The 12677-nt window shown below is 30.4% G+C and carries 14 protein-coding genes; 12 read left to right on the plus strand and 2 right to left on the minus strand.

The window, feature by feature from the left end; genetic code table 11:
• Window positions 1–83: 83 nt before the first annotated feature.
• The 4 genes from HMPREF2663_RS07365 to HMPREF2663_RS07380 all read left to right on the plus strand — a co-directional run bounded on the left by HMPREF2663_RS07365 (window position 84) and on the right by HMPREF2663_RS07380 (window position 4097).
• The gene (locus HMPREF2663_RS07365; protein WP_002490623.1) at window positions 84–1556 is read left to right on the plus strand and encodes a hypothetical protein; all 1473 of its coding nucleotides are present in this window, start codon (window positions 84–86) and stop codon (window positions 1554–1556) included.
• 20 nt (window positions 1557–1576) lie between these two features.
• The gene (locus HMPREF2663_RS07370) at window positions 1577–1963 is read left to right on the plus strand and encodes a GtrA family protein (protein ID WP_002495945.1); all 387 of its coding nucleotides are present in this window, start codon (window positions 1577–1579) and stop codon (window positions 1961–1963) included.
• 292 nt (window positions 1964–2255) lie between these two features.
• Window positions 2256–3137, plus strand: a complete 882-nt coding sequence (locus HMPREF2663_RS07375; RefSeq protein WP_070846113.1) for a cation diffusion facilitator family transporter — start codon at window positions 2256–2258, stop codon at window positions 3135–3137.
• Window positions 3138–3410: 273 nt separating this feature from the next.
• Window positions 3411–4097 (plus strand): 2,3-diphosphoglycerate-dependent phosphoglycerate mutase, encoded by a 687-nt coding sequence (locus tag HMPREF2663_RS07380; protein WP_002447182.1) that lies wholly within the window; start codon window positions 3411–3413, stop codon window positions 4095–4097.
• A gap of 185 nt (window positions 4098–4282) precedes the next feature.
• Here the strand turns inward: HMPREF2663_RS07380 and HMPREF2663_RS12325 are convergent, their stop codons facing one another.
• Entirely contained in the window at window positions 4283–4387 is a 105-nt protein-coding gene (locus HMPREF2663_RS12325) for a putative metal homeostasis protein (protein ID WP_141762239.1), read from the minus strand.
• A gap of 216 nt (window positions 4388–4603) precedes the next feature.
• Between HMPREF2663_RS12325 and HMPREF2663_RS07385 the strand changes: the two genes are divergently transcribed.
• From HMPREF2663_RS07385 to HMPREF2663_RS07395, 3 genes are read left to right on the plus strand one after another with little or no spacing between them, the layout of a single operon-like run.
• The gene (locus HMPREF2663_RS07385; RefSeq protein ID WP_002447183.1) at window positions 4604–5392 is read left to right on the plus strand and encodes a transporter substrate-binding domain-containing protein; all 789 of its coding nucleotides are present in this window, start codon (window positions 4604–4606) and stop codon (window positions 5390–5392) included.
• Window positions 5373–6092: an amino acid ABC transporter permease gene (locus HMPREF2663_RS07390; RefSeq protein WP_001831576.1), complete on the plus strand. Its 720-nt coding sequence runs from the start codon at window positions 5373–5375 to the stop codon at window positions 6090–6092. Before HMPREF2663_RS07385 ends, HMPREF2663_RS07390 begins: the two co-directional genes overlap by 20 nt.
• Window positions 6089–6820 carry an amino acid ABC transporter ATP-binding protein gene (locus tag HMPREF2663_RS07395; RefSeq protein ID WP_002447185.1) on the plus strand — a complete coding sequence of 244 codons (732 nt, stop codon included), beginning with the start codon at window positions 6089–6091 and terminating at the stop codon, window positions 6818–6820. The genes HMPREF2663_RS07390 and HMPREF2663_RS07395 overlap by 4 nt, the downstream gene beginning before the upstream one ends.
• A gap of 170 nt (window positions 6821–6990) precedes the next feature.
• On the opposite strand, the gene HMPREF2663_RS07400 is transcribed toward HMPREF2663_RS07395, so the two are convergent.
• Complete coding sequence (locus HMPREF2663_RS07400; protein WP_002447186.1) at window positions 6991–8238, minus strand: aminoacyltransferase; 1248 nt, start codon at window positions 8236–8238, stop codon at window positions 6991–6993.
• A 360-nt stretch (window positions 8239–8598) separates the two neighbouring features.
• On the opposite strand from HMPREF2663_RS07400, the gene HMPREF2663_RS07405 reads away from it, so the two are divergent.
• The 5 genes from HMPREF2663_RS07405 (at window position 8599) to HMPREF2663_RS07425 (ending at window position 12350) form a co-directional block, all read left to right on the plus strand.
• A complete protein-coding gene (locus HMPREF2663_RS07405) occupies window positions 8599–8961 on the plus strand; it encodes a DUF4467 domain-containing protein (RefSeq protein ID WP_002447187.1) in 363 nt (120 codons plus the stop codon).
• Window positions 8962–8984: 23 nt separating this feature from the next.
• Complete coding sequence (locus HMPREF2663_RS07410) at window positions 8985–9581, plus strand: DsbA family protein (RefSeq protein ID WP_070846115.1); 597 nt, start codon at window positions 8985–8987, stop codon at window positions 9579–9581.
• 264 nt (window positions 9582–9845) lie between these two features.
• Window positions 9846–10316 carry an SRPBCC family protein gene (locus HMPREF2663_RS07415; protein WP_002447189.1) on the plus strand — a complete coding sequence of 157 codons (471 nt, stop codon included), beginning with the start codon at window positions 9846–9848 and terminating at the stop codon, window positions 10314–10316.
• A gap of 234 nt (window positions 10317–10550) precedes the next feature.
• The gene (locus tag HMPREF2663_RS07420; RefSeq protein ID WP_070846118.1) at window positions 10551–11372 is read left to right on the plus strand and encodes a formate/nitrite transporter family protein; all 822 of its coding nucleotides are present in this window, start codon (window positions 10551–10553) and stop codon (window positions 11370–11372) included.
• Between the two features lie 441 nt (window positions 11373–11813).
• Window positions 11814–12350: a GNAT family N-acetyltransferase gene (locus HMPREF2663_RS07425; protein ID WP_070846120.1), complete on the plus strand. Its 537-nt coding sequence runs from the start codon at window positions 11814–11816 to the stop codon at window positions 12348–12350.
• The last annotated feature ends 327 nt before the right edge of the window (window positions 12351–12677 follow it).

Here is a 12677-nt window from a genome sequence, read left to right on the forward strand (position 1 = left end):
GAATCACATAAAAAAGAGAATAAACATGATAATCGTTTAAATGTTAGTTTTGAATTACATCATGAAGAACAGAGAGGTCAACAATGAATTACTTAAAACAATATGAATCATTTTTTTGGTTAATAGGAATTTTTATTTTTTATCTTATAATGGCAATTTTAACGCCATTATCAACTACGGATTGGCATGCATATAAAGTTAATCTAAGCCAATATTTGACTCAAGAAAATGGTCGTTATTTAGGACATTTATTTGAATGGGTAGCCGTACATAATGTCATATTAAGAGCTTTGATATATGCGATAACTTCGTTTTTGGTTATTTATATAGTCGTTTATATGGTTCAATTACATACGAATCGTATTTATTTTATTTTGAGTTTCGTGTTTATGGTTACTGTGCCTAATACAATTTATAGCGAAACTTACGGGTGGTTTACTGGATTTTTTAGTTATATACCTGCTACAGTCCTATCACTTTTTATTCTTTTTACGGTAGTTAAAATAATTGAGTCGCACGATACAGTTTCTGAAATGCAATTATGGGTATTTTTATTAGTAAGTTTGTTTGGACAATTCTTCTTGGAGAATGTTTCTATTGCTAATAGCCTAATTATTTTAATAGGATTGGTAGTCTATTTCTTTGTTAAAAAAAGACTCAGTTATTTCTTAATTGTAGGATTGATGCTTACTTGTATAGGTAATATTATAATGTTTTTAAACTTCAATTATTTTTTAATTAAGGATGGATTAAATACGCATTATTCAATTTCCGATAGTCAGGGAATGATACATAAAGCAGGTGTGACGTTATTTAAGCTGGTACCACAATATATGTTTATTAATCAAATGATTATTCTTACTGTGATATCAATAGTAAGTATAGTTTTACTTAAGCAAAATAAAAGCCTGAAGCATATGAGAACTTATATTAAAATACCACTACTCTTAGGTTTAATTATTTTACCTGTTTATAAGATCTTTGTTTACAATCAATTTCATTTTGAATTATATAAATCATCAATTTCTATAGCTGTTTTGAATACAACGATTTGCTTTATTTACATGATGAGTGTGATATACGTTGTGTTTAAAACGATACAGCAAAGATACATAAAAATGATTGCGATAGGAAGTTTTATAGCTATGGCTTCATCTGTTTTGCCACTTCTATTTGTGACGCCTATAAGTTATAGAAATTTTTATTTTATTTATACTTTATGGATTGTGATATTACTTTGTTTAATTCAGCAATGTGATGTGCTATTTAAACAACTAGAATATATAATTAAAATATTTGCGATTATCATCAGCATCATTATGATGATTGGATTTACTTTTATACATATTAGTAGTGTGCACAGAATAGACGTCATTAAAGAACAAATAACACAACATCAACAACATCAGAAAATAACATTGGAAAGATTACCATTTGAGCGATATACTCATATGACTACACCAAAGTCAAAAGAACAACTTCAAGATTTCAAACACTATTATAATTTGCCCAAAGACATCACATTTAAAATAGTCCCATATGGTACAAAACAATAACTGTTCAAAGGGGAAATATGATGAAGTTAACCCGAATACATTATGAAATTATAAAATTTATCATAGTTGGTGGAATTAATACCTTTAACTACTATATAGCATATTTATTTTTGTTAAAGGTGTTACATGTGAATTATATGGTTAGTCACATTGTTGGATTTATTGTAAGTTTTATTATTTCATATTATTTAAATTGTTATTTTGTATATAAAGTAAAACCTACAATAGAAAAGTTTTTAAGATTTCCTATCACACAGATAGTCAATATGGGAATGCAAACGTTATTATTATATATATTCGTAAAGTGGTTGAATATCGCTTCAGAAATTGCACCTTTTGCGGGTCTAATCATTACAATCCCAGTGACATTTATACTTTCCAAGTGGTTACTTAGAGATAAAGTTTAATGTATTCACAAGCACTATTTTTTCCTTTAAGATGAATTGAATTTCTTTTTCAAATATTTAACTTTTCTTATTTAGAAAAAATTAATGTATATAAGTCTTTACATATATATATATATGTACAAGGCTTATTTTTAAATGAATAAATAAGTAACTGAAGGAAAGTAATTTTTAGGCATATCTAATGAAATTATTAGATGAGGAATATAAAAAATGTAGAAATAAAAAAAACGTTGTCATTGTGGAACTGATAATTCATACTAATATTAGCAAAAAATAAAGGTGGTAAGTGAAGGTGACTCAAAATGAAAATTTGAAGTTAGCGCAACGAGGTGCATATCTTAGTTTAGTCATCTATATTATACTTTCAATTGCTAAATATATGACTGGATATGTTTATGATTCGGCGGCAGTTAGAGCAGATGCTTTAAATAACATGACAGACATTTTAGTTTCAGTAGCAGTTATCGTCGGACTTAAAATCTCTATTAAACCTGCTGATCAAAACCACCCATATGGGCATTTAAAATCTGAAAATATTTCCACATTGTTAGTATCATTCATTATCATGTTTGTGGGAATACAAGTTATCATAGAAAACTTTCCGAGATTGTTTACACATGATACACATATTCCTAACTTTATTACTATTATTATAAGTATTATCAGTGGTCTTGTGATGTTATGTGTCTTTGCTATTAATTATCGATTATCTAAAAGAACGAAAAGTAGCTCATTAAAATCAGCAGCTAAAGATAATTTATCTGATAGTTTAGTGAGTATTGGCACTGCCATTGGTCTATTGTTCACACAAATTGGATTTCCAATTATCGATATTATATTGGCAAATATTTTAGGTTTATTAATCGTGTTTACAGGTTTTGGAATTTTTAAAGAGTCGATTTTTACGCTAAGTGATGGTTTCAATGAACAAGATTTAGAGGAATACAGACTAGACATATTAGAAGTTGAAGATGTAATTGATGTTAATAATATTAAAGGTAGATATCATGGGAGTAGTATCTTTATTGATGTGACCATTGTAGTAGATCCTTATCTTTCACTTTATGAAGCGCATCAGATTTGTGATAAAGTTGAAATTCATTTACATAGTAAAGGAATTTCGTCTGTATATGTACATCCAGAACCCTATATTACAAAAGACGAAGTAAAATAAAATATATAAGTAGTCAATCATTACCTGACCATTAGGTAGTGGTTGGCTTTTTTATTTTAAACCAGAATCATTATCTGGAAATTACTAAAATAGCCATATTATCATTTGGGAAATTAAGAATTATAGTTATATAATAAAAGTAAGGGTAGAAAAAAAGAAACAATTTATTACTAGTGCTATTTTAATGGAATTACTACATTGATTGATATTTAAATAGATTTGTAGTTAATTCATTGTAACTACATTTAGATTATAGAAAGGAAGTTTTGATTTATGCCACAATTAATACTATGTCGACACGGACAAAGTGAATGGAATGCCAAAAATTTATTTACAGGTTGGGCCGATGTCAAACTATCAAAACAAGGCATTGAAGAGGCGAAATCAGCTGGTAAAAAAATTTACGACAATCAAATTGAAATTGATATTGCTTTTACCTCTTTACTCACTAGAGCTTTAGAAACAACACAACATATTTTAGCAGGTTCTGACCAACAGTGGATTCCAGTCCATAAAAGTTGGCGTTTAAATGAACGACATTATGGTGGTTTACAAGGTTTAAACAAAGATGATGCGAGAAAAAAATGGGGAGAAGATCAGGTGCATCAATGGAGACGCTCATATGATGTCCGTCCGCCTAGAGAAAGTGAAGAACAACGAGAAGCATATTTAAAAAATCGTCGCTATCAACATATTGATCACCGTATGATGCCTTATTGTGAAAGTTTGAAAGATACATTAGAACGCGTTGTTCCGTTCTGGACTGATCATATTTCACAACACTTATTAGATGATAAAACTGTACTTGTTTCGGCCCACGGAAATTCCATTCGCGCATTAATTAAGTATTTAGAAGGTTTATCAGAAGAAGATATCGTTGGATATGAAATTAAAACAGGAGCACCACTAGTATATGAACTTACAGATGATTTAGTTGTTAAGGATAAATATTATTTATAACAAGATGTATATAGTTTAGAACATTTTCATATCATAATAAATAAACCATTCAATGGTCAGTATTGATTTCATTGAATGGCTTATTTTTTGTGTGAAGTGATATTTAAAACAATTAAATGATAGATAAACTTGTGAAACCTAAGTTATTGAGTGGATTAAATTAAAATAATTGACGATTGTCACATTTATTTCGAACGTTGATGCTGTTTTATTATTTTTAAAGCACGTTTTCGTGTTTTGATGTTAGGACTATTGAAGTTGCGTCTTGCTGTTTGTAAATTCTGTTTCATTTTATCTTCCTCCTTGTATAACACTATTATGAAAGAAATTAAGTTATTTGTAAATAGTAATTATTACGATTTGTATATACCATTTAAACTAATAGTTTATAGAGTTTGAACTTTCTGAACACTTGTTAGCAAGTAACTCTTTATTGACTATTATGTAATAACGGGATAAAATATTTTTATTCCGATTAGAATAATAAGAATAAGGGGTTTGATTAAATGAAAAGACTTTTACTTTGCATTGTTGCACTTGTTTTTGTTTTAGCAGCCTGTGGCAACAATTCATCTAACAATAAAGATAATCAATCAAGCAGTAAAGACAAGGATACGTTAAGAGTTGGTACTGAAGGTACATATGCGCCCTTTACTTACCATAATAAAAAAGATCAATTAACAGGTTATGATATTGATGTGATTAAAGCCGTTGCAAAAGAAGAGAATCTTAAACTTAAGTTTAATGAAACGTCATGGGATTCAATGTTTGCAGGGTTAGATGCTGGTCGTTTTGATGTTATTGCAAATCAAGTGGGTGTGAATAAAGATAGAGAGAAAAAATATAAATTCTCTGAACCTTACACATATTCAAGTGCTGTACTTGTTGTTCGTGAAAACGAAAAAGGTATTACATCATTCAATGATGTAAAAGGTAAAAAGTTAGCACAAACGTTTACGTCTAACTATGGTCAATTGGCTAAAGATAAGGGTGCAGACATTACTAAGGTAGATGGATTTAACCAATCAATGGACTTACTATTATCTAAACGCGTAGATGGTACATTTAACGACAGTTTATCTTACTTAGATTACAGAAAACAAAAGCCTAACGCGAAAATTAAAGCAATCAAAGGACATGCAGAACAAAATAAATCAGCATTTGCATTCTCTAAGAAGGTTGATGAAAAAACGATTGAGAAATTTAATAAAGGCCTAGAAAAAATTAGAGATAATGGTGAATTAGCTAAAATTGGTAAGAAATGGTTTGGTCAAGATGTTTCTAAACCTGAATAATGAACAACAACATGCATTAGATGCAGCCAAACAAGCATTTGGTCCAATGTTAGAGGGATTGGTGAAATACTCAATCCCTATTACTTTGGTCACTTTCATTCTAGGTTTAATCATTGCATTGTTTACTGCACTTATGCGTATATCAACCAGTAAATTACTTAGAGGTATTGCGCGTGTCTATGTATCAATTATTCGTGGTACACCTATGATTGTACAGTTATTTATTATTTTTTACGGTATACCGGAGCTTGGAAGATTGGTAACTAACAATGCTGATAATCAATGGACACTTGCACCTGTTATTGCTGCAGTCATTGGTTTATCTTTAAATGTTGGTGCTTATGCTTCTGAAATTATCCGAGGAGGTATATTGTCTATTCCTAAAGGACAAACAGAAGCGGCTTATTCGATAGGTATGAACTATAGACAAACTGTGCAACGTATTATCTTACCACAAGCCATTCGTGTATCTATACCAGCACTGGGAAACACATTTTTAAGTTTAATTAAAGATACATCATTACTTGGATTTATTCTTGTTGCAGAAATGTTTAGAAAGGCACAAGAAGTTGCTTCGACAACGTATGAGTATCTAACTATTTATTTGTTAGTAGCTTTAATGTATTGGGTCGTATGTTTTGTCATCTCAATTATCCAAGGATGGTATGAATCACGCATTGAAAGAGGGTATCGCTCATGATTGAATTGTCTCATATCCATAAGTCTTTTAATGAAACTGAAGTGATTAAAGGTATTGACTTGAAAATTAATCAAGGTGAAGTTGTGACACTAATTGGACGTTCAGGTTCAGGTAAAACGACTTTACTTAGAATGATTAATGCTTTAGAGATACCTACTGAAGGTACAGTTTATGTCAATGGCATGACATATACTGCTAAAGATAAGAAATCTCAAATTAAAGTAAGACAACAATCAGGAATGGTTTTTCAAAATTATAATTTATTTCCACATAAATCTGCATTAGAAAACGTTATGGAAGGTCTTATAACAGTTAAAAAGATGAATAAAGCAACGGCTAATGAAGAAGCAATGAATTTATTGGCTAAGGTTGGATTGGTACATGTTAAAGATCAACGGCCACATGCTTTATCAGGAGGGCAACAACAACGTGTCGCAATTGCACGTGCATTAGCTATGAATCCTAAAGTGATGTTATTTGATGAGCCAACATCTGCACTTGATCCTGAATTGGTCAATGATGTATTAAAAGTCATTAAAGAATTGGCTGACGAAGGGATGACAATGGTCATTGTGACTCACGAGATGCGTTTTGCCAAAGAAGTTTCCAATCAAATTGCTTTTATTCATGAGGGCGTCATTGCAGAACAAGGTACGCCTGAAGATATATTTAATCACCCCAAAACAGAAGAGCTTCAGCGATTTTTAAATGTGATTAATGAAAAATAGAATAGTAATATTATAGAAATGGAGCCTGAGACATTAATTGCAATGTCTCAGGCTCCTTTGAGTGTATAGAAAGTCAATGACTTAAACTCGTGTGCATTGATATTTAGTTTTTTATCTAGGTTGGAGGAATCGAATTGATTAGAATTCGATTCCTATTTGCTAATTAATAATTATCTACGGTTTTCTAACTCTTGTTTAACTTTATAAAACAGTGGTTTAATTGGTTTAATAAAATCACCAATATATTCATAAATTTTAGCGTTAAATCCTTCTTTAAATTTTTGAACGCCAGCATCTTCGGCATTTTCACTAAAGTCTCCGGTAACACCGTAGAAATTATATCTATCGATATTATGTTCTTTTGCAAATTGAATCATATCCCATTGTAATCGATATGCTCCCATATAAGCATTATATTTAGGATTAGAGCCACTTGATAAGTAATACACTTCGTGATCATTATAAATATATAATGCTGCAGCAAGATGAAGAACTTGACCTTCTTCTGCTATTTTCTCTTTAGTTTGTCTGATTTTACGCGCATTACTATCGAATTGTTGCTTGACTTGTGTATGTTTCGTTTTATTTTTCTTAGAATTTGGATTTTCTTCTAATGTTTTTTCAACATCTTTTAGTTGTTGATTAAGGTTTTGATGTTTAGTTTGCAACGTATCTAAATAATCTTGTAAATCGATGTAAGCAAGTTTTAACATAGCATGATCTTCATACGTTTTTTGCATCTCAACAAAATAAGGCTCTTCACGGAATTTAAAGCCATGTTTTTCTTCAGCCATTTTGAATAATTCAAAAAATGTATCTGTTTCTTCAATGGGTAATGTTTTAACTTTAACACCCATTTCATAAGTCTTTTTAATATTTCGACGTGTTTGGTAATCCATTTCTTTTAATAATTGATCTTCAGATTTATCTTTAAGGTTAAGTACTGATAACCAGCGGATTTGGCTCATTGTATCATAACCTACAGTGTATCCTTGGTGTTTATAGCCTAATTCTTCCATTGTTTTAATCAATGCGCGATTATCAAAGGATTCAATGATTTCTCCATTAGGTTGACGTAAATTTTCTAATACATAAGGGTCAACGAGTACATATAAACAATTGTGTTTTTTTAAATAAGCAGTAAGTGATTTAAAAAAGAAGCGAACTAAAACTAAATTGTTAAAGTCCATGACTGGTCCTCTATGTGTGTAGAAATACTTAAAGAATTTTAGAGAACGTGCCTCTGTTAATAAGCACGCAGCAATGACATCTTCTTGATCATCTTTAACTCCCACTAAATGTACGTCACCTTTTGTTTTCGATCTATTATTATAATGTATACTGGATTGTGTGTAATGCGAGAAATTTTCTGAAGTAAATTGCTCGAATTCTTCAGAAGTTAAATTTACAAATTTCATTATATTTCTTCACCTCTAAGTCAATTTCCATGTTTTATCGTCATGATATATATTACCAAACCCTAAACATCCTTACACATCATAACATAAAAAATTGTGTCATACTTTCGTATGAGGCCGTTTTATTTAAAAGAGAATAGATTTAAAAAGTAAGAGGTATAAAAAAATAAGTTAATGAAGATCGTACCTCTAAAGAGAATGTGATAAAATTTAAGTTGAAAGAATTGCTTAGATTAAATAACATGCTAATTGTAAACGTAGAGCTAAAGATATATTGACATTGTTTGATATGTTAAGTGTAAAAAGAGATTAACTTGAAGTTCTATGACATAGATATAGATAGCGTGAGTAGGAGTGAGTATGTTGAGGAAGTTATTAGTCGGGGTTAGTGTACTAACTTTATTATTAGCAGGTTGCATGAGCCACGAGTACGCAGACAAAATAGATAAAGCGGTTAAACTACAAGAGAAAAAGCAACAAAAAATTGCCAAAAACGATTCAGGTGATGAAGTTAAACATTTTGATAAAAAAGATGCCAATATTTATGTGTTTGACAAAGGAAAATATGTTGTATTGGAGTATAAACCACTTAGTGATGATGCTGAAGCGCGTTACTATACTTATGAATTTAAAGATAAAAAAGCATATTATAATAAAGACTTTAATGCAAAAGCATACTACCAATCTCATGAGCCTGACTACAAAGAAGAGAATATGTATTAATCGTTTTAGGAAAAGGAGAAACGATGAAAAAATTAATCGGATTATTGATGATTTTATGTATGGTTTTGCTATACAGTTGCTCAGGTCCAATGGACTCTCCAAAGCATTCTAATAATAGCAAACCTGTAGTGGTAATATACGGTGATTATAAGTGCCCTTATTGTAAAAAAACAGAAGATCGCGTAATGCCAAAGCTTAAGAAGAAGTATATTGATACAAACAAAATTAAATATCAATATGTGAATTTGGCATTCTTAGGAAAAGATTCAATTGTAGGTTCAAGAGCGCAGCATGCGGTAAATCATTATGCTCCCAAGAAGTCACTTGAATTTCAGAAGTTAATGTTTAATCAACAAAAAGATGAACATAAGCAATGGATTACAACACGTCTTGTTGATAAGCAAATTGATGAATTAAGTATCAGTGATGACAGAAAGAAAAAAATAAAGACTGATTATAAAACTAAAGGTTCCATCTCGTGGAAAAAAGCCAAGGAAGATCAACAAATTGCGAAGAAAAATCACATCAAGCAAACACCTACAGCGTTTGTTAATGATACCAAGGTTGAAGATCCATATGACTTTTCTAACTACGAGATGTTGCTAGAAAACGAAAAGTGAAAGTATCTGTAATATTAGTTAATATATTAATCTTTATTTATTTAAAATGCCTGAGACTAATCATTGTCTCGGGTGTTTTTTAATTTTGACAGTCGCTTGCTAATCAAAAACGGGCGTGTATTAATCATATTTAATTTGTTTTTAGCAACAAGCGTGATGTTTTCCTGAATTTTCTTCGATATTTTAGAATTAATGAAATTATCTTAAGCGTATTATTTTTGTTAATATAGAGGCAATTGATTTTTTAAAATGTGAGGTACATATATGACGATAGAAAAAAAGAAAAATAAGATTATTTTTACTAGAACTTTTAGTGCACCAATTAATAAGGTATTTGATGCTTATACAAAGCGGGAACTATTTGAACAATGGTTTCATCCTCAAGACGCATCTGTCACAGTTTATAATTTTAATGCTACGAAAGGTGGAAGCGCTTTTTATGCTATTCAAGCGCCTCAGATGACAAGTTATACTATTGCTGAATATCTGCAAGTGGATGCACCATATTATATAGAGTATTTAGACTATTTTGCTACCTCAAAAGGGGAAAAAGACACAAGTATGCCTGGTATGCATATTACTTTGAATTTTGAAGAAGTAAAAGGAAAGACTACTGTAACATCTACATCGACTTTTCCAACTGAAGGTGCTGCCCAGCAAGCGATAGATATGGGTGTAGAACAAGGTATGAATTCAACTCTTAATCAGTTAGAGAAATTACTAAATCAAAAGTGACATACATCTCGATCGTATACCTAACCAAAGAAACGTGAAAAAATTTGAGTAAATCGTTACACTTTGATGAAATGTCATAAAGTTTTCAGTTATATTGTTTAATTATTGAAAATGCTATGTATATAAACTTTTTTTAAAATTTCTATATCCTATAAATAAAATTTAATATACACATATGTCATTCTTACTTATATAATAAGTGTGAGAATAATAATGTGGATAGGATGAGAAGACATGTTCAAGAACAACAAAAGTATTGAAGATACTTATGCAACAAAATCTATTATTCAGAATATCGTTGGTCAGGCACAAATCAAACAAGTGATGGCAAAAGAAACACCCATGAGATATACGTTGAAAGCAATCATGGCTGGGTTTCTATTATCAATCGTTACAGTTTTTATGTTAGCAATTAAAACACAATTCGCTTCAACGCATAACGACGGTTTAATCAATCTGATGGGAGCTATTGCGTTTAGTTTAGGTCTCGTATTAGTTGTGTTAACCAACTCTGAATTATTAACAAGTAATTTTATGTATCTGACTGTTGGTTGGTATTATAGAGCAATTAGTGTAAGTAAAATGATATGGATTTTTATTTTCTGTTTTATAGGTAATATCTTAGGTGGATTTATTTTATTTTTCCTAATGAAATATGCACATGTTATGACGCCAGAAATGACAGATAGCTTAACAGCATTAGTACATAAAAAAACAGTAGAATCGACTTGGTTAAACATTTTGATTAAAGGTATATTTTGTAATTTCTTTATTAATATCGGTATTTTTATTTCAATGCAGTTTAAAGAAGGATTAGCCAAAGCATTCTTTATAGCTTGTGGAGTGATAGTCTTTGTATTTATGGGTTATGAACACGTTGTTTTTAATGCTGGATTATATGCAGGTATGATGTTCTTTAATATGGATGGATTATCTTGGTTGGGTGTGCTGAAAAATATTGTTTTTGCATTCCTTGGAAACTATATCGGTGGAGGCATTTTTATTGGATTAGTGTATGCATATTTGAACGGTAAACGTGACAGCCTTCAACCATAGGGGACTATTAAGTAATTGAGATTTAATCACTAGTTTTTATCATATTGACATCTTCAAGTGTGATAGAAATGGATGTCTTGCTTCATGTTGAAAGTGTTTAAATTATAAAGTATCATTGCATCATTGAAGTGATATATAGATTAGAGAGATGAAATCTCGAAATAGAGAAGATGAGTGAGGCTTTAGTTCTGTAGTTACGTTGCCCTACTTCAAACTCGAAATCTATTTTAGATTTTAAAAATAAAGTTATTATATTTAGAATTCTGTCTTATGCTTCTATACGTTTATAAACCTGGGATATTTACAGATATTCCAGGTTTTTTTATCAGTAATAGAATCTTGACACTTTATAAAAATGATAATAAACATTTATTGACTCGCACTTATAAAAAATTTAATCTATTGTTCATGTGGATGTTCAGTACTTAAGGAGTGAAAAATATGTCGAATATTAATATTAGGGTGGCACATGAACAAGATGCTGAAGAATTACATAGCATCATGCAAGTTGCTTTTACCCCTTTAAGAGAACTTGGTATTGATTGGCCATCAGTTCACGCTGATCTTGAAATGGTTAGGGATAATTTAAGACAAAATACTACATTTGTACTTGAAAATGAAAAAGAAATTATTTCAACGATTACGGTCTGTTATTCATGGAGTAGTGTAAAACCCATTTCAGGTTATCCGTTCGTTTGGTGGTTTGCAACACGACCAACATATGATGGACAAGGGTATGGGAGTCAACTTTTAAAATGTGTAGAGGAGAGCTTTTTACGCGATACTTTAAAAGCTGCTGCGGTAACCTTAGGAACATCAGCACGTTTGCACCCTTGGTTATTAAACATTTATGAAAAGCGGGGTTATGAAATATACGCTAAACATGAAAATGATGATGGTGATTTAGGAGTCATAATGCGTAAAATTTTAATACCAGAACAATTTAATGAGGACATTTTAGGCCGACCGCCATTTTAGAAATATTTTTGTGTTCTAGAATGATAACTTAATGAAATAGAATTCTAATGTCTTAGTGATCCTAATTGTATTATTTGTACAATACTTGATAACAATCTATAGAGTTTGGGGCATAAAGTTATTTGACTAACAAAAAGAGGCTGGAACATAAAGTTCCAAGATAAATAAAAAAAGACAATTTCTATTGAAATAATATAGAAATTGTCTTTTTTTTATTATTTTTTTATTTGATTTTGATTTGAAGTTCATACATTGTTGTTTTAGAGGACATTCTGAACCATCATCACATTCATATTAATTTAAAGTCTCGTTTAAAACTATATTTAT

Origin of the sequence: Staphylococcus sp. HMSC077D08, from assembly GCF_001837945.1 — a bacterium.
Classification (GTDB): Bacteria; Bacillota; Bacilli; order Staphylococcales; family Staphylococcaceae; genus Staphylococcus; species Staphylococcus epidermidis.

What these genes read in the sequence shown, in the direction of transcription:
- HMPREF2663_RS07365 (WP_002490623.1), top strand. Translation starts at nt 84, where the DNA reads ATGAATTACTTAAAACAATATGAATCATTTTTTTGGTTAATAGGAATT.
- HMPREF2663_RS07425 (WP_070846120.1), top strand. Translation starts at nt 11,814, where the DNA reads ATGTCGAATATTAATATTAGGGTGGCACATGAACAAGATGCTGAAGAA.
- HMPREF2663_RS07400 (WP_002447186.1), bottom strand. Translation starts at nt 8,238, where the DNA reads ATGAAATTTGTAAATTTAACTTCTGAAGAATTCGAGCAATTTACTTCA.
- HMPREF2663_RS12325 (WP_141762239.1), bottom strand. Translation starts at nt 4,387, where the DNA reads ATGAAACAGAATTTACAAACAGCAAGACGCAACTTCAATAGTCCTAAC.
- HMPREF2663_RS07380 (WP_002447182.1), top strand. Translation starts at nt 3,411, where the DNA reads ATGCCACAATTAATACTATGTCGACACGGACAAAGTGAATGGAATGCC.
- HMPREF2663_RS07410 (WP_070846115.1), top strand. Translation starts at nt 8,985, where the DNA reads ATGAAAAAATTAATCGGATTATTGATGATTTTATGTATGGTTTTGCTA.
- HMPREF2663_RS07395 (WP_002447185.1), top strand. Translation starts at nt 6,089, where the DNA reads ATGATTGAATTGTCTCATATCCATAAGTCTTTTAATGAAACTGAAGTG.
- HMPREF2663_RS07390 (WP_001831576.1), top strand. Translation starts at nt 5,373, where the DNA reads ATGTTTCTAAACCTGAATAATGAACAACAACATGCATTAGATGCAGCC.
- HMPREF2663_RS07370 (WP_002495945.1), top strand. Translation starts at nt 1,577, where the DNA reads ATGAAGTTAACCCGAATACATTATGAAATTATAAAATTTATCATAGTT.
- HMPREF2663_RS07405 (WP_002447187.1), top strand. Translation starts at nt 8,599, where the DNA reads ATGTTGAGGAAGTTATTAGTCGGGGTTAGTGTACTAACTTTATTATTA.
- HMPREF2663_RS07385 (WP_002447183.1), top strand. Translation starts at nt 4,604, where the DNA reads ATGAAAAGACTTTTACTTTGCATTGTTGCACTTGTTTTTGTTTTAGCA.
- HMPREF2663_RS07420 (WP_070846118.1), top strand. Translation starts at nt 10,551, where the DNA reads ATGTTCAAGAACAACAAAAGTATTGAAGATACTTATGCAACAAAATCT.
- HMPREF2663_RS07415 (WP_002447189.1), top strand. Translation starts at nt 9,846, where the DNA reads ATGACGATAGAAAAAAAGAAAAATAAGATTATTTTTACTAGAACTTTT.